The organism is Pseudomonas sp. GD04158 (assembly GCF_029834875.1).
Classification (GTDB): domain Bacteria; phylum Pseudomonadota; class Gammaproteobacteria; order Pseudomonadales; family Pseudomonadaceae; genus Aquipseudomonas; species Aquipseudomonas hydrolytica.
Window position 1 is genome coordinate 16,713 of sequence record NZ_JAODYT010000028.1, and the last position, 19,505, is coordinate 36,217.

Consider the following 19,505-nt stretch of genomic DNA (forward strand, 5'->3'; position numbering starts at 1 on the left):
GCATGCGCGTACTGATTCTCGAGGACGACCCCTGGATCGCCGACCTGCTCAAGCAGATCGTGCTCAGCCTGCGCCCTGCCGCCCGCATCGACTGTCAGGCGCGGGTGAGCGACGCCATCTCGGCCTGGCAACGCGAACCCGCCCAGCTGGTGATCGCCGACTGGAACCTGCCGGACGGCAGCGGCACCCTGCTGCTGCAGGCGGTGCGCAGCCAGGATCGCCAGGTGGCCCTGGTGATGGTCACCGCGCGCGCCGACCGCGACAGCGTGCTGGAGGTACGCCCGCTGGGCATCAGCGCCTTCATCACCAAGCCCTTCCAGGTGCCCAAGGTGCTGGACTGCCTGCGCCGCCTGTTACCCGAGGATGATGAGCCGGCCGTGGCCATCGTCAGCGATCAGGATTTTTCTCACCACCTCGCCGCCTTGCCAGACGAGGAAATCGATCTGCCGCTGCGCGACGAACTCTGTCAGCAGCTGCGCGAGGCGAGCGAAGCCCCTGCCACCCTGCAGCAACTCGACGAGCACTGGCAGCAGGACCCGGCAGTGCAGGCCCGGCTGATCGCAGCGGCCAACAGCAGCCTCTACAACAGTGCCGGGCAGCCCTGCATCAGCCTGGCTGATGCGGTCAAGCGCCTGGGCGCCGCCACCGCGCTGAATTTGATCCAGGGGCTGGCGCTGCGCCCGGTGGCCAGCCTGCAGGACGCCGATCTGAAGGCGCTGGCGCAGGGGCTCCTGGAGACCCAGCTGAACTTGCGACAGCGGGTCGGCGACCTGGCCAAAGCCTGTCAGCTGGACCCCGCGCCGCTGCAGAGTGCCGCCCTGCTGCAGGGCATGGGCGAGCTGGCCGTGCTGCAGCAGGCGCAGCTCTGGCGCAACCGCGCGCTGCCCCTGAGCGACGCTCAGCTGCAGCAGGCCCTGCGACAACACAGCAGCGAGCTGGCCAACCGGCTCAAGGCCCACTGGCGCCTGCCCATTCCGCTGCGCGAGCTGATTGGCGCCTGCTATGGCCTGGCGCCGGGCAACACCCGCCGCGAACCTATTCTCATGCGTCTGGCCAGCGCCGAACTGCACAGCGCCGAGAGCCAGGAAGTGCAACGCCTGCGCCGTCTGGCCGGGCTGACCTGAGGCGCGACGCATGACTCCGAGGCTGAGCCACCGCTGGTTTGGGCAATGGCTGTTCAGCCGCTGGGACGCCGGCCGCCGGGACGCCGGTCGCTGGATAGTCATTGGCGGCAGTCTGTGCCTGGCCCTGTTCTTCGCCTTTCTGGGACGCCAGGCGCTCAACGAGCGCGAAGCCCTCTGGCAACTGCAGATGGGCAAGCAGGCGGACATTCAGCGCATGGCCCTGAACAGCACCCAGCACGGGCTGCAGGAGCGCACGCAGCTACTCGCCGAAACCATTGCCGCCGACGCCTGGGTCACCGAACTGGTGCGCCAGGCCCACGCCCTGCCGGCGAGCGACCTGGAAGGTCTGGCCAGCATTCGCAGCCAGCTTTACACCCGCCTGGCGCCACGCTGGCGCAACCTGCAGGCGCACCAGCCGTTTCGCCTGTACGTGCATCTGGCGCCGGACATCAAGGTGCTGCTGCGGGTACACGAGCCCGAACACTTCGGCGACTTGCAGATCGGCTGGCGCCCCATGGTGCAGGAAGCGCTGCGCAGCGCCAGCAGCCAGGCCGGCCTGGGCCTGACCCGCGGCAGCATCGGCATGCGCGCCATTGCCCCTTTGTTGGCCGAAGGCAAGCATGGCGCCGAGCAGGTCGGAGCCATCGAGGTGGCCATGGGCGTGCTGGAGAACCTTGCCCAGCTGGACCGCGAGTTCAACAGCGGGGTGGCCCTGCTGCTGCGCGAAGATCTCCTGCTGGGCTCGGGCAGCGGCGAAGAGTTGCGCGGCCTGGCCAGTGATGCCCAGCGCTGGCAGCTGATGGACTACTCGCGGCAGCAGGTGCTGGCCTGGCAAGAGCAACGGCGGCTGCCCGCGCCCGAGGAGGGCGACAGCGTACGCCTGCTGGACGACGGCGAGCGCCACTACCTGGTCAATCAGGTGGCGCTCAGCAGCTACCGCCAGGCTCACCAGCGGAGCGACGAGCCGCTGGCGGTGGCCCTGATCTGGCATGACATCAGCGACCAGTACAACGTGCACCGGCGCGACAAGCGCTGGCTGGTGATCAAGTGGCTGCTCGCCTGGTGCGGTGCCGAGGCCCTGCTGCTGGGCCTGTTGCGCAGCACCCAGCGCAGCACCCAGCGCCTGATGCAGCGCCAGCAGGCCGCGCTGCGTGCGCTCAACGAGATCGCCGCGCTACCCAGCCTGAGCCGCACCGAGCAACTGCGCCAGGCACTGCGTCTGGGCGCCGAGCATTTCGGCATGCCGCTGGGCATCATCAGCCGCATCGAAGGCGAGCGATACCAGGTAGTGGTGCAGGTCTCCCCCGACGGCGCGCTGAGCGATGGCCAGCAATTCGAGCTGGGTGATACCTACTGCAGCCTGGCGCTGCAGCAGGACGAGGCACTGGCCATCACCCACATGGCCGACTCGCCGCATCGACGCCATCCCTGCTATCGCCAGTTCGCCCTGGAAAGCTACATCGGCACCGCCGTGCGCGTGGCCGGCAAACCCTTCGGCACCCTGGCCTTCGCCAACCCGGAGCCACGCAGGCGGCCGTTCGACGCCGCTGACCGCGACTTTCTCGGTCTGTTCGCCCGCTGGGTCGGCGCCATTCTGGAGCGCCAGCAGCAGGAACGCGCCGTACGCGCGGCACGCGCCTACCTGCAGGCGGTACTGGACTCGGCCACCGGGGTGTCGATCATCGCCACCGACACAAGCGGCACCATCAGCCTGTTCAATTCCGGCGCCGAACGCCTGCTGGGCTACGGCGCCGCAGAGATGATCGGGCGCCAGACGCCGGCGATCATCCACCTTGAGGAAGAAGTCCAGGCCCGTGCCGTCGAGCTGAGCGAGGCCAGCGGCCACGCGGTGGAGGGCTTCGAAGTCTTCGTGCACAACGCCCGCGGCGGCGAGCCGGAAACCCGCCAGTGGACCTACCGCCACAAGGACGGCGGCCTGCGCCAGGTCAACCTCACCGTCAGTGCCATATTCGACGAGAACGGTCAGATCACCGGCTTTCTCGGTATCGCCAGCGACATCAGCGAGCTGCTGCAGACCACCCGCGCGTTGCAGAAGAGCGAAAGCCGCTTCCGCGGCCTGGTGGCCAACCTGCCCGGCGTGGTGTACCGCTGCGCCAACGATAGCCAATGGAGCATGCGCTACGTCAGCGACGAGATCCGCAACCTCTGCGGCTACCCAGCCAGCGACTTCATCGACAACCGCGTACGCAGCTTTTCCAGCATCGTTCATCCCGACGACCTGGCCATTACCTTCCGTGCCGGCGAGGCCATCGAGCGCCAGGAGAGCTTCGAGCTCACCTACCGCCTGCGCCATGCCGTCGGTCATAACGTCTGGGTGCGCGAGAAGGGCCGTGGCGAGTACGACGGCCAGGGCCATCTGCTGTGGGTCGACGGCTTCATCTGGGACATCAGCGAACGCCAGGCCATGGAGGACGAGCTGCGGCTGAGCCAGCAGCGCTTTCTCAACGCCTTCAACACCGCGCCCCAGGGCATGGCACTGGTCGGCCCGGACGGCCGCTGGCTGGAAGCCAACGACGAGCTGTGCCGCATGCTCGGCTACAGCCGCGAAGAGCTGCTGGCCTGCACCTACCAGCAGGTCACCCATCCCGATGACCTGGATGCCGACCGACAGAACATGGAGGACCTGCTGGCCGGACGGATCAACGCCTACCAGATGGAGAAGCGCTACCTGGACAAGCAGGGGCGCATCCTGTGGGTCCTGCTCAGCGTGTCGCTGGTACGCGACAGCGAGGGGCGCCCGGTGCATTTCGTCTCGCAGATCCAGGACTTCAGCGACCGCGTCGCCGCCGAACGCGCGGTACGCGAGCGCGAACACTACCTCAGCACCCTGCTCGACAACGTGCTCGACGCCATCGTCACCATCGACGAACAGGGCCGTATCGAGACCTTCAACCACGCCGCCGAAGCCATATTCGGCTACCGCCAGAGCGAGGTGGCCGGACACAACGTGCGCCTGCTGATGCCGGAGCCCTACCGCAGCGCCCATGACGGCTACATCCAGCGTTACCTGCGCACTGGCGAGGCCTGGGTCATAGGGCAGGCGCGCGAGCTCGAGGGCATGCGCCAGAACGGCGAGCGCTTCGCCATGGAGCTGGCCGTGTCGCAGATCAGCCACCAGGGCCAGCGGCGCTTCATCGCGGTGATTCGCGACATCGCCGAGCGCAAGCGCATCGAACTGATGAAGAACGAGTTCGTCTCCACCGTCAGCCACGAGCTACGCACCCCGCTCACCGCCATCGCCGGCTCGCTCGGTCTGATCAATGGCGGCGCCCTCGGTGCCGTTCCCGACAACATGCGGCAGATGCTGGCCATCGCCCACAGCAACAGCCAGCGCCTCAGCGCGCTGATCAACGACCTGCTGGACATGGACAAGCTGGTGGCCGGCAAGATGCATTTCGACCTGCAGGCGCGGACACTGCAACCGCTGCTGGAACAGGCGCTGCTGCACAATCAGCCCTATGCCGAGCAGCATCAGGTCGAGCTGCGCCTGCAGGTCGAGGACGATGCCCAGGTGCGGGTCGACGCCCAGCGCCTGGCGCAGGTGATGGCCAACCTGCTGTCCAATGCCGCCAAGTTCTCGCCGCCGGGCGCCTGCGTCGACGTGCGCCTGCAGCATGGCGGCGAGGTACTGCGCGTCAGCGTGACGGACAGCGGCCCCGGCATACCGGAAGCGTTCAAGCCGCGCATCTTCAGCAAGTTTTCCCAGGCCGACTCCGGCGACACCCGGCAACAGGGCGGCACCGGCCTGGGTCTGGCGATCTGCAAGGAAATCATCGAGCGCATGGGCGGACACATCGGTTTCGACTCCTCGCCCGGTCAAGGTGCTACCTTCTGGTTCGAACTACCGATCACAGGGAGTGCGTGATGAGCCAAGCCCCCATCCCCAGCAACGAACAGCAACGCCTGGCAGCCCTGCACGCCCTGGAACTGCTCGACACCCCGGCCGAGGCGATGTTCGATCACATCACCGCACTGGCTGCGCAAATCTGCGAAACGCCCATTGCCCTGATCTCGCTGGTCGATGCCCAACGCCAGTGGTTCAAGAGCCGGGTCGGCCTGGATGCCGAGCAGACCGCCCGCGAGCTGGCCTTCTGCGCCCACGCCGTGCATGCCGATGCCCTGCTGGAAGTGGGCAACGCCCTGGATGACGCACGTTTTCGCGACAATCCGCTGGTCACCTCCGACCCCAGCATCCGCTTCTATGCCGGCATGCCGCTGCACGATGGCCAGGGCCTGGCCCTGGGCACCCTGTGCGTGATCGACCGCCGTCCACGCCAGCTCGACGAGCACCAGCGCCAGCAACTGCGACACCTGGCCCAGCTCACCGGCGAGCTGTTCGAACTGCGCCTGCAGGCGCGCCGCCAGGCCGAGCAGAGCGCCATGCATCAGGCCATGCTGGACAACGCCGGCAGCGCGGTGCTGGTGCTCGACCCGCAGGGCCGGGTTCAGCGCAGCAATCCCGAGGCCCGGCAGTTGCTGGGCTATTCGGCCGAGGCGCTGAACGAACAGCACCTGCCGCAACTGCTGGAGGAACCCGGCCAGTTCGAGCGCCTGTGCCTGGCCTGCGCCAAGGGCCCGCAGAGCGCCGAGGGACGGTTGCGCCCGCGCCACGGGCAGAGCCTGCCGGTGCGCCTGAATCTCTCGCCGATCCGCGCCGAGGGCCAGGCACTGCAGGGCTACCTGCTGGTGGCCAACGACCTCAGCCAGCGCGACGAGGCCCGCCAGCGCCTGCAGCGCATCGCCGCACAACTGCCGGGCATGGTCTACCAGTACCTGTTGCGCGCCGACGGCAGCAGCTGCTTCCCCTATTCCAGCGCCGGTATCCGCGACATCTACGGCTGCACGCCGGAGGAGGTCTGCCAGGACGCGGCCTCGGCATTCGCCCGCCTGCACCCGGAGGACATCGCGCCAGTACGCGAGGCCATCGCCGACTCGGCGCAGCGCCTGGCCACCTGGCACCAGGAGTACCGCGTGCTGCATCCCGAGCGGGGCTTGATCTGGGTCGAGGGGCGCGCCGCGCCGCAGCGACTGCCAGGCGGCGAAGTTCTCTGGCACGGTTTCATCAGCGATATCAGCGAACGCAAACGCGGCGAGCAGCTGCAGAACGAATTCGTCTCCACCGTCAGCCACGAGCTGCGCACCCCGCTCACCGCCATCGCCGGTTCGCTGGGCCTGATCAACGGCGGCGCCCTCGGCGCGGTACCGGAGAACATGCAGCAGATGCTGGAAATCGCGCAGAGCAACAGCCAGCGCCTGCGCCACCTGATCGACGACCTGCTGGACATGGACAAGCTGGTCGCCGGCAAGATGCGTTTCGATCTGCAGCCGCTGGCCCTGCGCCCCCTGCTGCAGCAGGCGCTGCACGACAACCAGCCGTATGCCGAACGCCAGCAGGTCCGGCTGCAGCTGCTGGCCGGCAGCGACTGCCAGGTACTGGCCGATGCCAAGCGCGTCGAGCAGGTACTGGCCAACCTGCTGGCCAACGCCGCCAAGTTCTCCAGCCCCGGCCAGCCTGTCGAACTGTCCGCCGCACTGCGCGACGGCTGGGTCAGAATCAGCGTGCGCGACCAGGGCCTGGGCATCCCGACCAGCTTCAAGCCGCGCATCTTCAGCAAGTTCGCCCAGGCCGACGCCGGGGACACCCGCCAGCAGGGCGGCACCGGCCTGGGTCTGGCGATCAGCAAGGAGCTGATCGAGCGCATGGGCGGGCGGATCGGCTTCGACTCGCAGGAGGGTCAGGGCAGCACCTTCTGGTTCGAGCTGCCATTGGCCGGGGGGCAGCCATGAGCGACAGCATCACGCTACGCCTGCAACTGCTCGGACAGTTGTTCAGCCGCGCCAATCTGCTGGCCTGGGGCGTGCTGGCGCTGGCGCTGGGCGCGACCCTGCTGGCCTGGGACGGTCTGCGCCAGAGCCAGACCGCGTCCGCCACGCGCCAGCTCGAACTGCTCGCCGACGAAATCAGCGAGGCCATCGTCCAGCGCATGCATGACCAGGAAAGCATTCTGCTGGGAGCCGCCGCAATGCTCGACGCCAGCGAGCACGTCAGCCGCGATGACTGGCGCACCTATGCCCGCCGCCTGAATCTGCAGGAACGCTACCCGGGCATCCAGGGCCTGGGGTTCAGCCAGGTGCTGCCCGCCGAGCAATTGCATGCCTTCGAAACCGAGCTACGCACCGAGGGCTATCCCAACTTCCGCGTGCGCCCGCTGGGCCAGCGCGCGCTGTACAGCGCCATCCGCTTTATCGAGCCGTTCGCCGGGCGCAACCTGGCCGCCTTCGGCTTCGACATGCTGTCCGAGCCAGTGCGCCAGGCGGCCATGCTGAGCGCCGCCCGCAGCGGCCAGAGCCGTCTGTCCGGCCGTGTCACCCTGGTTCAGGAAACCCACGGCAAGGTGCAGCCTGGCCTGCTGCTGTACACCCCGGTGTACCAGCCCGGGCAGCCACTGGACACGCCCGAGCAGCGCCTGGCCGCGCTGCGTGGTTTTGCCTACAGCCCCTACCGCACCCACGATCTGATGCACGGCATCCTCGGTGCGCGCCAACGTGACCTGGAGTTCGCCCTCTACGCCAGCCCCGATACCAGCACCGTCAACCTGCTCTACAGCAGCAGTGACAGCATCCTCGACACGCCGGTCGATACCCAGCGGCAGCTGGACATGTTCGGTCAGCAGTGGCACCTGAACTTCTACTACGCCCCGGGTTTTCTCGACGCTGCCCATCGCGGCGAGGGCTCGCTGCTGGCCCTCGGCATCTGCATCAGCCTGCTGCTGTTCTTCCTGATCAGCAGCCTCAGCCTGCGCCGTGAGCAGGTCCAGCAACTGGCCGAGCGCATCACCGAGCAGCTGCACCGCAGCGAAGAGCGCCTGGCCCTGGCCCTCAAGGGCAGCAACGACGGCTGGTGGGACATCGACGTCCAGGCCGGCAGCTTCTTCGCCTCGGCGCGCGGCTGGCAGATGCTCGGCTACCCCGAGCAGGGCCCGCCCGGCTTTGCCGACGATCCGCTGAGCTGGGAGCAGCTGGTGCACCCGGAAGACCTGCCGGCCACCCGCGCGCAGGTGAAACAGGTGCTGCGCGAAGGCATCAGCAACTTCACCCTGGAATGCCGCCTGCTCTGCGCGGACGGCCAGGTGCTGCCGATCCTGCTGCGTGGCTACATCCAGCGCGACGCCAGCAGCTACCCGCTGCGCATCACCGGTACCGCCATGGACCAGAGCGAGGTCAAGCGCATCGAACGGCTGAAGAGCGAGTTCGTCTCCACCGTCAGTCACGAGCTGCGCACGCCCCTGACCGCCATCGCCGGCTCGCTCGGCCTGATCAACGGCGGCGCCCTCGGCGTGGTGCCGGAAGGCATGCGCCAGATGCTGAGCATCGCCCAGGCCAACAGCCAGCGCCTCAGCCATCTGATCAACGACCTGCTGGACATGGACAAGCTGGAAGCCGGCAAGATGCAGTTCGATCTGCAGCCCTGCGAACTCGCCGGCCAGCTCGAGGAGGCGCTGGCCAGCAACCAGACCTACGCCGCCCAGCGCCAGGTGCAGCTGCGCCTGCTCGACTGCCCGCCGGTGCGCGTACGGGTCGATAACATGCGCCTGCAACAGGTGCTGGCCAACTTCATTTCCAATGCCGTGAAGTACTCGCCACCGGCCGGTGAAGTGCTGCTGCGCGCCGAGCGCCGTGGCACCCGCGTGCGAGTCGAGGTCAGCGACCAGGGTTCGGGCATCGCCGCCGCCTTCCGTGATCGCATCTTCGCCAAGTTCTCCCAGGCCGACGCCAGCGACAGCCGCGAGAAAGGCGGCACCGGCCTGGGCCTGGCGATCAGCAAGGAACTGATCGAGCGCATGGGCGGGCAGATCGGCTTCGACTCGGTGGTCGGTCAGGGCAGCACCTTCTGGTTCGAGCTGCCGCTTCTGCTCGAGGCCGGCCGCAGCGAGCCGGGCGATGGCCGCCCCAGCCTGCTGGTGGTGGAGGACGAGCCGGACATCGCCGCCCTGCTGCGCCAGTTGCTCGAAGATGCCGGCTACCGTGTGCGCCTGGCCCACAGCCTGGCCGAGGCGCGCGCCCGCCTGCACGAGGAAACGCCGGCGGCCATAAGCCTGGACCTGCGTCTGCCGGACGGCGACGGCCTGCAGCTGGTGCAGGAACTGCGCGCCGACGAGCGCTACCGCGACCTGCCGATTCTGGTGGTATCGGCCGCCTGCGAGGAAGGTCGCCTGGCGCTCGAGGGTGTGCCGGCACTGGACTGGCTGAGCAAGCCGATTGATCCCCAGCGCCTGCTCGGCAGTCTCGCCCAGGCCCTGCAACACCTGCCGCACAGCCCGCGCGTGCTGCATGTCGAAGACGACCACGACCTGCGTCTGGTCGTCGCCGAACAGGGGCGCGAGCTGGCCGAGTTCGTCCCCGCCGAGAGCCTGGCCGAAGCGCGTCGCCTGCTCGCCGAACAGCGCTTCGATCTGGTCCTGCTCGACCTCGGCCTGCCCGACGGCAACGGTCTGGAACTGGTCGACGAACTGCAGCGCCAGCGCCCGCGTCTACCGGTGGCGGTGCTCTCGGCCAGCGAGCTGGACGGCCGCCAACTCGCCGGCGTGAGCGCCGCGCTGGCCAAATCACGCAATGATGGGCAACACTTCCTGCACACGCTCACCCGCCTGCTACCTGCCAAGGAGACCGGCCATGACTGACCTCAAGCGTATCCTCCACGTCGAGGATGACCCTTCGATCCAGGCCGTGGCCAAGGTTGCCCTCGAAGCCGTTGGCGGATTCCAGGTACTGAGCTGCTCGAGCGGCCAGGAAGCGCTCGATCAGGTGCAGGGCTTCGCTCCCGATTTCATCCTGCTCGACGTGATGATGCCGGGCATGGATGGCCCCCAGACCCTGGAGAAGCTGCGCGAGCTGATCGACATCGACGAGGTGCCGGTGGCCTTCATGACCGCCAAGGTGCAGCCCGGCGAAGTCGCCCACTACCGCAGCCTGGGCGCGCTCGACGTGATCGTGAAGCCGTTCGACCCCATGCAGCTAGCCGCCCAGGTCCGGCAGATCTGGAGCCAGCGCCATGGATAAACGCGAAGGCAACGGCATTCCCCAGTCCCTGCAGCAGCATCTGCACCAGCTCGGCGAGCAGTTCGCCGAACGCCTGCGCCAGGAGCTGCCGCAGCTCGCCCAGCAGGCCCAACAGCTGCCGGAGGCGAGCGACGAGCAGCGCCGACAGTTGCTGCGGGCACTGCGCGATCAGTTGCACCGCCTGGCCGGCAGCGCCGGCACCTTCGGCTTCGACACGCTCGGCCAGCAGGCGCGCGAACTGGAGCAGCAGGCCGAGCTGTGGCTGGAACGTCAGTTGCGGCAGCAGCAGGATCTCGACGCCTTCATTGCCGCATTGCAGCAGCTTGGCAGCCAGTCGGCCGGCACGACCAGCCAGGGCGAGCCACAGACAGCGCTGCAGCCGGCGGCCCGTACCGACGTCGATACGCGCCTCATCTACATCCTCGAGGACGAGATCGCCGTCGGCGAAAGCATGCGCCTGACCCTGAGCAACTTCGGCTATCAGGCCGAACACTTCAGCACCATCGCCGCACTCGACGCCGCCCTGCTGCTGCAGCTGCCGGACGCGCTGATCGTCGACGTCAATCTGGCGAGCGAGGACTGCAGCGGCCTGGACTATGCCGCACGCCTGCAGCAGCGTCTGGAAGCGCCCCTGCCGCTGCTGGTGCTGACCGAGCAGAACGACTTCGCCACCCAGTTGCAGGCGGTGCGGGCCGGCGCCCAGGGCTTCTTCGCCAAGCCGGTGGACATTCCCCAGCTGGAAAGCCGGCTGGAGCGCTGCTTCGCCCAGCAGCAGGGCGAGCCCTACCGGGTGCTGATCGTCGACGACGACCTGGACCTGGCCAGCCGCTACAGCCTGGTGTTGCGCGGCGCCGGCATGCTGGTGGAGGTATTGCGCGATCCGGCGCAGATCTTCGAGCACCTGCGCGACTTCAATCCGGAGGTGATGCTGCTCGACGTCAACATGCCGGACTGCACCGGCCCCGAGCTGGCGCAGATCATCCGCTGCAATGACGACTGGCTGCGCATCCCGATCATCTACCTGTCGGCGGAAACCGACATCGCCAAACAGATGAGCGCGCTGATCAAGGCCGGCGACGATTTCGTCACCAAACCGATTTCCGACAACGCCCTGGTCGCCGCGGTGTTCTCCCGCGCGCAGCGCGCCCGCCTGCTGTCCGATGCCCTGTCCCGCGACAGCCTCACCGGCCTGCTCAAGCACGGCGATATCAAGGAGCAGGTGGCCATCGAACTGGAGCGCGCCTTGCGCAGCGGCGCGCGCGCCAGCGTGGTGATGCTGGATATCGATCACTTCAAGCGGGTCAATGACGAACATGGCCATGCCGCCGGCGACAACGTCATCCGCGCCCTGGCCAACCTGCTGCGTCAGCGCCTGCGCCGCGTCGACAGCCTGGGGCGTTACGGCGGCGAGGAGTTTCTCGCCGTGCTGCCGGACTGCACGCCGCAGCAGGCGCGGATGATCCTCGACGAGATTCGCGAGCGCTTCGCCGAGCTGCGCTTCATCGCCGATGGCGGCGAATTCTCCTGCTCCCTCAGCGCCGGCATTGCCGGCACCGACGTGCACAGCAACGCCGAGCAACTGCGCGAGCGCGCCGACAAGGCGTTGTATGCGGCCAAGCATGGCGGCCGCAATCAGGTGCAGATCGCGGACGATTGATTGCGGCAGACCATCGACATCGTCGCAGGAGCCCGCAAGCGGGCGCCTGCATGACGGCGATCAGGCCTCGGCGCGTTGCATCAGCTGGCGCTGACGCCACTCCATGAAGGTTTTCAGGAACAGGGTGAGCAGCGCCATGCACGCCAGCAGGCCGGCAGCGGTGAACGCCGCGGCGGGCTTGTAGTCGTTGTTGAGCTGATCGACCAGCAGCGGCAGGGTCAGGGTCTGGTTGATGATGCTGCCGGACACCACCGATACCGCGCCGAACTCGCCCACCGCCCGCGCATTGGTCACCACCACGCCGTACAGCAGCGCCCACTTGATCTTCGGCAGGGTGATGCGGCGGAAGATCTGCCAGCCGCTGGCGCCCAGGCACATGGCGGCCACTTCCTCGTCCTGGCCCTGGGCCTGCATCACCGGAATCAGGATGCGCGCCACGTAGGGCGCGGTAACGAACACCGTGACCATGACGATGCCCGGCCAGGCGAACATCAGCTGCATGCCGTTATCGTAGAACCAGCGGCCGATGAAGCTCTCCAGGCCGTAGACCACCAGGTAGCAGAGGCCGGCGACCACCGGCGACACCGCGTAGGGAATGTCGATCAGGGTGGTCAGCAGCTTGCGCCCGCGAAAGTCGTAATGGGTCACGCACCAGGCCAGGCAGATGCCGAAGCACAGGTTCAGCGGCACGGTGATCACCGCCACCAGCAGGGTCAGGCCGATGGCGTGGCGCATGTAGTCTTCGTTCAGGTTGCTCCACAGCAGATCGAGACCACCGGCCAGGGCCTTGCTGAAGATCAGCGCCAGCGGCACCAGCAGCACCAGTGCCACCAGCGTCAGACCGAGCGTTACCAGCGCCCATTGGCGCCAACCTTGAGGTTTCTTCATCGACCTTGCCGCTGCCACGCGAAGATGCGGCCCTGCAGCACCTGCAGGGCGAACAGGAGGATCAGCGACGCGAGCAGGATCACCGAAGCGATGGCTGCGGCCGCCGGGTAATTGAATTCCTGCAGACGGACGAAAATCATCAGCGAGCTGACCTCCGTCTGGAAGGGGATGTTGCCGGCGATCATGATCACCGCGCCGAACTCGCCGAGGCTGCGGATGAAGGCCTGCGAACCACCGGTGACCAGCGCCGGGGTCAGGGTCGGCAGCACCACGTGGCGGAAGATCTGCAGGCGACTGGCGCCGAGGGTGCGCGCGGCCTCCTCGTATTCCGCGCCGAGATCCTGCAACACCGGCTGCACGGTACGCACCACGAACGGCAGGCTGGTGAAGACCATGGCCACGATGATGCCGGCGTAGGCGTAGGCCACCTTGAAGCCCAGCCACTGACCGATCCAGCCATTGGGCACCAGCAACGCCGCCAGGGTCAGGCCGGCCACCGAAGTCGGCAGAGCGAACGGCAGGTCGACCAGCGCATCGACGATGCGCCGACCGGGAAAGTCGTAGCGGGTGATGATCCAGGCCAGCAACAGGCCGATCAACAGAACCGCCAGGGTCGAGTAGAGCGCCGCCGAGACGGTCACCTTGTAGCTCTGCACCACACGCGGATCGCTGATGGCGAACCAGTACTGCGCCCAGGTCATGTCGCTGACGTACAGCAGCAGCGCCGATAACGGCAGCAGGATCACCAGCGACAGGTACAGCACGCTGACGCCGAAGCTCAGGCCGAAACCTGGCAGCAGCGGGGTCTGCAGGAAGAACAGCGTCGGTTTACTCACGAAAGAAGCTCGGCTCTACAAATGCAGTTGGCCGCCAATAAGGCGGCCAACGGACCAATACCAGGCTTGCCCGGTGTCACAACACGGATCAAATGCCGACATGGGGTCGGGTGCTTTGCGCTAGGGTCGCTGCGCGCACCGTGAAGGCTACGGTGCGTACCTGGTGCGCAAGGCGCACCCTACGAAAGCAGTCCGACCGACAGCTGATCTGTGGCGTAACACCAAGGCGGGCTACACCCGCCTTGCGTCCCGGTCAGCGACCGGCAGCCAGAAGCTGGTCGAGGATACCACCGTTGTCGAAGTGCTTGGCGGTGATCTCGTCCCAGCTGCCCAGCAGCTTGGTCGGGTTGATCAGACGCACCGGCGCGAACTGCGCCTTGGTCGCCTCGACCACTTCCGGGTGGTGCACGCGGTAGTTGTAACGGGTCAGCAGCTGCTGGATGTCCTTGCTGTACTGGAAGTCGAGGAAGGCCTTGGCCTGCTCGCGGGTGCCGCGCTCGTCGGCCACCTTGTCGACGATGGCCACCGGGAACTCGGCCAGCACGCTGACTTCCGGCACCACGATTTCCAGGTTGGCGGACTTGAACTCGTCACCCTTGGCGATGTTGATCACTTCCGACTCGAAGGTCAGCAGCACGTCGCCCTGACCGTTCTGGGCGAAGGCCACGGTGGCGCCACGGCCGCCGGTGGGGAAGTTCTCGACGTTCTTCAGCAGCTTGCCGACGAAGGCCTTGATCTTCTCCTCGTCGCCGTTGAACTTCTCGTTGGCGAACAGCCAGGCGCCCAGGTAGCTGTAGCGGGCGTTGCCGGAGGTTTTCGGGTTGGGGAACACCAGCTTCACGTCATCGCGAATCAGGTCGTCCCAGCTCTTGATGTTCTTCGGGTTGCCTTCGCGCACCAGGAAGGCGGTGGTGCTGTAGTACGGCGAGCTGTTGTTGGGGAACTGCTGGGCCCAGTCCTCGCGCAGCAGCTTGCGCTTGGCCAGGATGTCCACGTCGGTCACCTGGTTGAAGGTGACCACGTCGACCTTCTTGCCCTGAATGATGTCCTGCGCCTGGCGCGAGGTGCCGGCGAAGGACTGGATGATCTTCACTTCCTTGCCGCTCTGCTGCTTCCAGTGCTCGACGAACAGCGGGTTGATCTCGCCGAACAGTTCGCGGGCGATGTCGTAGGAGGCGTTGTGGAATGGGGTATCGGCGGCGGCATGGCTCAGCGAGCCAGTCAGCAGGGTGGCGCTGGCCACGGTGGCCAGAACGATCTTCTTCAGCATCTGAGGCTTCCTTATCGACGGAGGGCCTGCACGCAGGCGTTTTGATGGCTCGATTCTGCAGAAAAGATATATAGCCGAAAAATATCTTTTTCTTATCTGTTTATAACTGAACCTGCAGAAAAGGCTCGGCCGTATGGGTCGGCAAGGATAAGGCATGTCGCCGCACAGGCGAAGGGAAAGGCGCCCTGCCCCGATCAGGCCGACCGGGGCGGCGCGAGGGGATCAGAGCTTGGCGATGGACACCTCGGTGGATTTGACGAAGGCGATCACTTCGCTGCCGACCTGCAGTTCCAGCTCGCGCACGGAACGGGTGGTGATCACCGAGGTGACGATGCCGGCGGCGGTCTGCACGTCGATTTCCGAGAGCACGTCGCCGATAACGATCTCCTTGATGCTGCCCTTGAACTGGTTACGCACGTTGATGGCTTTTATGGTCATGGTGTTTCTCCTGATGGTCCACTGATGTAGCCCGGATGCAATCCGGGGAAATTGCATAACCGCACCCGGATGGCATCCGGGCTACGGCCTCACAGCGCCCAACGCAATTGCGTGGGCAGGGGTGATACGGGGTCGGGCGGCGTCGGCAGCTCCGGCTGCGCCAGCACCCGGTCGAGCACGCGCGCTTCCAGCGCCGCCAGCAGCGGCGAGCCATGCGGACGCGGACGAATCAGTTGCACATCGAGGTCGAGGCCGATCTGGCCGTGCTCGATGAGGATCACCCGGTCCGCCACGGCCACCGCCTCGGCGACGTCGTGAGTGACCAGCAGCACGGTGAAACCATGCTGCTGCCACAGGCGCTCGATCAGTTGCTGCATCTCGATCCGCGTCAGCGCATCCAGCGCGCCCAGCGGTTCGTCGAGCAGCAGCAGGCGCGGCCGATGGATCAGCGCGCGGGCCAGGGCCACGCGCTGCTTCTGCCCGCCGGACAGCGCCGCCGGCCACTCACCTGCGCGGTCCGCCAGGCCGACCGCGGCCAGCGCTTCCTCAGCCTGCTGGCGCCAGTTGCCGGAAAGGCCCAGGCCGACGTTGTCGATCACCCGCTTCCAGGGCAGCAGGCGCGCATCCTGGAACATCAGGCGAATGTCCTCGCGCACCGCGTTGAGCGAGCCGCTGCCGGCCAGCAACTGGCCGCCGCTGGGCTGATCCAGCCCGGCCAGCAGGCGCAGCAGCGTGCTCTTGCCGCAGCCGCTGCGGCCGACCACGGCGACGAACTGGCCAGCCGGGATATGCAGGTCGATGCCCTTGAGCACCCGACGCTCACCGAAGGATTTCTCGATCCTCTCGATTACCAGGGGGATGCCCTGGCGGATGCTGTGCAGTGCAGTCATTGGCCACCTGCCTTGGCCTGGTAGGCCGGGTGCCAGCGCAGCCACACACGCTCCAGGCCCCTGGCCGCGACGTCCGCCAGCTTGCCGAGCAGCGCATAGAGCAGGATCGCCAGCACCACCACGTCGGTCTGCAGGAACTCGCGGGCGTTCATCGCCAGGTAGCCGATGCCGCTGCTGGCGGAGATGGTCTCGGCGGCGATCAGGGTCAGCCACATGAAACCCAGGGCGAATCGCACGCCGACCAGGATCGACGGCAGCGCACCGGGCAGGATCACCTGACGGAACAGCGAGAAGCCGGACAGGCCATAGCTGCGCGCCATCTCCACCAGCGCCGGGTCGACGTTGCGGATGCCGTGGTAGGTATTGAGGTAGATGGGGAACAGGGTGCCGAGCGCGACCAGGAACACCTTGGCCGCCTCGTCGATGCCGAACCAGAGGATCACCAGCGGGATCAGCGCCAGATGCGGCACGTTGCGGATCATCTGCACCGAGCTGTCGAGAAAGCGCTCGCCCCATTTCGACAGGCCGGTGATAAAGCCCAGCAGCAGGCCGATACCGCCGCCGATGGCGAAGCCGATGCCGGCGCGCTGGCCGCTGATCGCCAGGTGCTGCCAGATTTCCCCGGAGGCCAGCAGCGCCCAGCCGGCGGCCAGCACCGCACTGGGCGCCGGCAGAATGCGACTGGACAGCCAGCCACTGGCCACCGCCAGCTGCCAGGCGGCCAGCAGCCCCAGCGGCAAGGCCCAGGGCGCAGCGCGCAGGGCCAGTTTGTTAAGGGTCGTGTTGCTCATGGTTGCCTCGAAAACCTTGTAGCGTCTGTATTCCCCGGATTGCATCCGGGCTACTGGCTGAGAAAGCCCCTCTCCCCCCAGCCTCCCCCATCAATGGGAGAGCCTGAGCATCGATCCGTAGGGTGCGCCATGCGCACCAGTGGGACCGCAGGCAATCGCGGTGCGCATGGCGCACCCTACGATCAGGTCCGTAGCCCGGATGCAATCCGGGAAAACCTTCATCCGCGCTTACCTCAACTCGCCGCAGCCGCCTTCGGCAGAATGTCGCTGGAGATCATTTCGCCGAACGGGCTGACATAACCGCGACTCTCCGGGCGCGCAGGCGCGGCCACATCCAGGTGCGGGAAGAGCAGCTCGGCGACGCGGTACGACTCCTCCAGATGCGGGTAGCCGGAAAAGATGAAGGTGTCGATGCCGAGCTCCGCGTACTCCCTGACCCGCGCCGCCACGGTCGGGCCGTCGCCGACCAGGGCGGTGCCGGCGCCGCCGCGCACCAGGCCGACACCGGCCCAGAGGTTCGGCGACACTTCCAGGTTGTCGGTCTTGCCGCCGTGCAGGGCGGCCATGCGCTGCTGGCCGACCGAGTCGAAGCGCGCCAGCGAGGCCTGGGCGCGGTCGATGGTGTCCTGGTCCAGATGGCTGATCAGGCGATCCGCCGCAGCCCAGGCCTCCTCATTGGTCTCGCGCACGATCACGTGCAGGCGAATGCCGAAGCGCACTTCACGCCCCTGCTTGGCCGCCTTTTCACGCACCTGGGCGATCTTCTCGGCCACCGCAGCCGGCGGCTCGCCCCAGGTCAGGTACAGCTCGACCTGCTCGGCGGCCAGGTCCTGCGCCGCGTCGGAGGAGCCACCGAAATACAGCGGCGGACGCGGCTGCTGGATCGGCGGATAGAGCAGCTTGGCGCCCTTCACCTGGATGTGCTTGCCGTCGTAGTCGACGGTTTCGCCTTCCAGCACGCGGCGCCAGATACGGGTGAATTCGACCGACGCCTCGTAGCGTTCGGCATGCGACAGGTGCAGACCGTCGCCGGCCAGCTCGTCCGGATCGCCGCCGGTCACCAGGTTGAACAGCGCACGGCCGTTGGACAGGCGATCCAGGGTCGCCGCCTGGCGCGCAGCCACGGTCGGCGAAATGATCCCCGGGCGCAGCGCGACGAGAAACTTCAGGTTCTGCGTCACCGGGATCAGCGAGGCCGCCACCAGCCAGGAGTCCTCGCAGGAACGCCCGGTGGGAATCAGCACGCCGCTGTAACCGAGGCGGTCGGCGGCCTGGGCTATCTGCGCCAGGTAGCCGTGGTCGACGGCGCGGGCGCCTTCGGCGGTGCCCAGGTACTTGCCATCGCCATGGGTAGGCAGGAACCAGAAGATATTGAGGCTCATGGAGTGGTCTCCTTTTGCGAAAGCGTTGACGTAGCCCGGATGCAATCCGGGAATACCGTGCAGCTGTCCCGGATCGCATCCGGGCTACGGGTTACTGGGCCTGGGCAACCTTGGCCGGCTGCCGCCAGATCACCTCGGTAATGCTCAGGCGCTTGGGGATCAGCTTCAGATCGCTGAAGGTGTCGGCGATCTTCTGCTGCGCACTCACCACGTCGGCGGTGATCAGCTGCGCGCCGTAGCTCTGCCGCTGCACCGCGGTACGGGTGATCTCGGGAGACAGACCCAGCAGCGGCGCAACCTGGGCGGTGGCTTCGTCGACGTTGGCGCGAGTCCACTCGCCGGTCTTGCGAATCTCGTCCACCAGGGCGACCACTACCTCGGGGTGCTTTTCGGCGAAGGGACGCGCGGCCAGGTAGAACTGGTGGTTGCTCACCAGGCCCTGGCCGTCGCGCAGGGTACGGGCCTGCAGCTGCTGTTCGGCGGCCGCCTGGAAGGGGTCCCAGATCACCCAGGCGTCGACGCTGCCACGCTCGAACGCGGCGCGGGCATCGGCAGGCGGCAGGTACACGGGGGTGATATCGCTGATGCTCAGGCCGGCTTCCTCCAACGCGCGCACCAGCAGGTAATGCACGTTGGAGCCCTTGTTCAGGGCGACCTTCTTGCCCTTGAGTTCGGCCACCGTTTCGATCGGCGAATCCTTGGGCAGCAGAATCGCCTCGCTGAGCGGCGCCGGCGGCTCGAAGGCCACGTAGAGCAGATCGGCGCCGGCTGCCTGGGCGAATACCGGCGGCGTCTCGCCCGTGGTGCCGAAGTCGATGGAGCCCACGTTGAGCCCTTCGAGCAGCTGCGGGCCCGCCGGGAACTCGGTCCACTGCACCTTGACGCCCTGTTCGGCCAGGCGTTTTTCCAGCGCACCGCTGGATTTGAGCAGCACCAGGGTGCCGTACTTCTGATAGCCGATCCGCAACACGCTTTCGTTATCAGAAGCGGCCTGTGCTTGAGTGATGGCGCCGAAGGAAATGGCCGCGGCAAACAGGGCGACCAGACTCCGACGCAAAGTGTTGGCGCCCATGGCGACCTCCTTTGCAAGTTGAGTGTGGGCCTGCTTGCCCGTTGGCGGGCGAGTAAGGCGGGGTGTTACGGGTGGT

Annotated in this window: 14 protein-coding genes; 6 read left to right on the forward strand and 8 right to left on the reverse strand. The window is 67.0% G+C overall.

The window, feature by feature from the left end; all coding sequences use genetic code 11:
• Nucleotides 1–2: 2 nt before the first annotated feature.
• The 6 genes from N7333_RS12670 to N7333_RS12695 are packed head-to-tail and all read left to right on the forward strand — an operon-like array spanning nucleotide 3 to nucleotide 11,862.
• Complete coding sequence (locus tag N7333_RS12670; protein ID WP_012020085.1) at nucleotides 3–1,124, forward strand: HDOD domain-containing protein; 1,122 nt, start codon at nucleotides 3–5, stop codon at nucleotides 1,122–1,124.
• 10 nt (nucleotides 1,125–1,134) lie between these two features.
• Nucleotides 1,135–5,010 (forward strand): PAS domain S-box protein, encoded by a 3,876-nt coding sequence (locus N7333_RS12675; protein WP_279858904.1) that lies wholly within the window; start codon nucleotides 1,135–1,137, stop codon nucleotides 5,008–5,010.
• Nucleotides 5,010–6,932 carry an ATP-binding protein gene (locus N7333_RS12680; protein WP_129484146.1) on the forward strand — a complete coding sequence of 641 codons (1,923 nt, stop codon included), beginning with the start codon at nucleotides 5,010–5,012 and terminating at the stop codon, nucleotides 6,930–6,932. Before N7333_RS12675 ends, N7333_RS12680 begins: the two co-directional genes overlap by 1 nt.
• On the forward strand, nucleotides 6,929–9,826 hold the full coding sequence (locus tag N7333_RS12685; RefSeq protein WP_279858905.1) for a CHASE domain-containing protein: 2,898 nt from the start codon (nucleotides 6,929–6,931) through the stop codon (nucleotides 9,824–9,826). The genes N7333_RS12680 and N7333_RS12685 overlap by 4 nt, the downstream gene beginning before the upstream one ends.
• Entirely contained in the window at nucleotides 9,819–10,205 is a 387-nt protein-coding gene (locus N7333_RS12690; RefSeq protein WP_003242430.1) for a response regulator, read from the forward strand. Before N7333_RS12685 ends, N7333_RS12690 begins: the two co-directional genes overlap by 8 nt.
• On the forward strand, nucleotides 10,198–11,862 hold the full coding sequence (locus N7333_RS12695; protein ID WP_129484144.1) for a diguanylate cyclase: 1,665 nt from the start codon (nucleotides 10,198–10,200) through the stop codon (nucleotides 11,860–11,862). Before N7333_RS12690 ends, N7333_RS12695 begins: the two co-directional genes overlap by 8 nt.
• A gap of 60 nt (nucleotides 11,863–11,922) precedes the next feature.
• Here N7333_RS12695 and cysW read toward each other — a convergent pair whose 3' ends face one another.
• The 8 genes from cysW to N7333_RS12735 form a co-directional block, all read right to left on the reverse strand.
• Nucleotides 11,923–12,750: a sulfate ABC transporter permease subunit CysW gene (cysW, locus tag N7333_RS12700; RefSeq protein WP_012020091.1), complete on the reverse strand. Its 828-nt coding sequence runs from the start codon at nucleotides 12,748–12,750 to the stop codon at nucleotides 11,923–11,925.
• Nucleotides 12,747–13,586 carry a sulfate ABC transporter permease subunit CysT gene (gene cysT / locus N7333_RS12705; protein WP_096825288.1) on the reverse strand — a complete coding sequence of 280 codons (840 nt, stop codon included), beginning with the start codon at nucleotides 13,584–13,586 and terminating at the stop codon, nucleotides 12,747–12,749. Before cysT ends, cysW begins: the two co-directional genes overlap by 4 nt.
• Nucleotides 13,587–13,839: 253 nt before the next feature.
• Complete coding sequence (gene cysP / locus N7333_RS12710; RefSeq protein ID WP_129484143.1) at nucleotides 13,840–14,856, reverse strand: thiosulfate ABC transporter substrate-binding protein CysP; 1,017 nt, start codon at nucleotides 14,854–14,856, stop codon at nucleotides 13,840–13,842.
• Between the two features lie 222 nt (nucleotides 14,857–15,078).
• Complete coding sequence (locus tag N7333_RS12715) at nucleotides 15,079–15,294, reverse strand: TOBE domain-containing protein (protein ID WP_003242436.1); 216 nt, start codon at nucleotides 15,292–15,294, stop codon at nucleotides 15,079–15,081.
• An 89-nt stretch (nucleotides 15,295–15,383) separates the two neighbouring features.
• Complete coding sequence (ssuB, locus tag N7333_RS12720) at nucleotides 15,384–16,184, reverse strand: aliphatic sulfonates ABC transporter ATP-binding protein (protein ID WP_129484142.1); 801 nt, start codon at nucleotides 16,182–16,184, stop codon at nucleotides 15,384–15,386.
• The gene (gene ssuC, locus N7333_RS12725; protein ID WP_129484141.1) at nucleotides 16,181–16,975 is read right to left on the reverse strand and encodes an aliphatic sulfonate ABC transporter permease SsuC; all 795 of its coding nucleotides are present in this window, start codon (nucleotides 16,973–16,975) and stop codon (nucleotides 16,181–16,183) included. The genes ssuB and ssuC overlap by 4 nt, the downstream gene beginning before the upstream one ends.
• Nucleotides 16,976–17,208: 233 nt before the next feature.
• Nucleotides 17,209–18,357: an FMNH2-dependent alkanesulfonate monooxygenase gene (ssuD, locus tag N7333_RS12730; RefSeq protein WP_129484140.1), complete on the reverse strand. Its 1,149-nt coding sequence runs from the start codon at nucleotides 18,355–18,357 to the stop codon at nucleotides 17,209–17,211.
• A 91-nt stretch (nucleotides 18,358–18,448) separates the two neighbouring features.
• On the reverse strand, nucleotides 18,449–19,429 hold the full coding sequence (locus N7333_RS12735; protein ID WP_129484138.1) for a sulfonate ABC transporter substrate-binding protein: 981 nt from the start codon (nucleotides 19,427–19,429) through the stop codon (nucleotides 18,449–18,451).
• Nucleotides 19,430–19,505: the final 76 nt, after the last annotated feature.

Excerpts from the sequence above, each read along its gene's own strand:
- N7333_RS12670 (WP_012020085.1), top strand. The coding sequence starts at position 3 with ATGCGCGTACTGATTCTCGAGGACGACCCCTGGATCGCCGACCTGCTC.
- N7333_RS12680 (WP_129484146.1), top strand. The coding sequence starts at position 5,010 with ATGAGCCAAGCCCCCATCCCCAGCAACGAACAGCAACGCCTGGCAGCC.
- ssuB (WP_129484142.1), bottom strand. The coding sequence starts at position 16,184 with ATGACTGCACTGCACAGCATCCGCCAGGGCATCCCCCTGGTAATCGAG.
- N7333_RS12695 (WP_129484144.1), top strand. The coding sequence starts at position 10,198 with ATGGATAAACGCGAAGGCAACGGCATTCCCCAGTCCCTGCAGCAGCAT.
- cysW (WP_012020091.1), bottom strand. The coding sequence starts at position 12,750 with ATGAAGAAACCTCAAGGTTGGCGCCAATGGGCGCTGGTAACGCTCGGT.
- N7333_RS12690 (WP_003242430.1), top strand. The coding sequence starts at position 9,819 with ATGACTGACCTCAAGCGTATCCTCCACGTCGAGGATGACCCTTCGATC.
- ssuC (WP_129484141.1), bottom strand. The coding sequence starts at position 16,975 with ATGAGCAACACGACCCTTAACAAACTGGCCCTGCGCGCTGCGCCCTGG.
- N7333_RS12675 (WP_279858904.1), top strand. The coding sequence starts at position 1,135 with ATGACTCCGAGGCTGAGCCACCGCTGGTTTGGGCAATGGCTGTTCAGC.
- N7333_RS12735 (WP_129484138.1), bottom strand. The coding sequence starts at position 19,429 with ATGGGCGCCAACACTTTGCGTCGGAGTCTGGTCGCCCTGTTTGCCGCG.
- N7333_RS12715 (WP_003242436.1), bottom strand. The coding sequence starts at position 15,294 with ATGACCATAAAAGCCATCAACGTGCGTAACCAGTTCAAGGGCAGCATC.
- N7333_RS12685 (WP_279858905.1), top strand. The coding sequence starts at position 6,929 with ATGAGCGACAGCATCACGCTACGCCTGCAACTGCTCGGACAGTTGTTC.
- ssuD (WP_129484140.1), bottom strand. The coding sequence starts at position 18,357 with ATGAGCCTCAATATCTTCTGGTTCCTGCCTACCCATGGCGATGGCAAG.
- cysP (WP_129484143.1), bottom strand. The coding sequence starts at position 14,856 with ATGCTGAAGAAGATCGTTCTGGCCACCGTGGCCAGCGCCACCCTGCTG.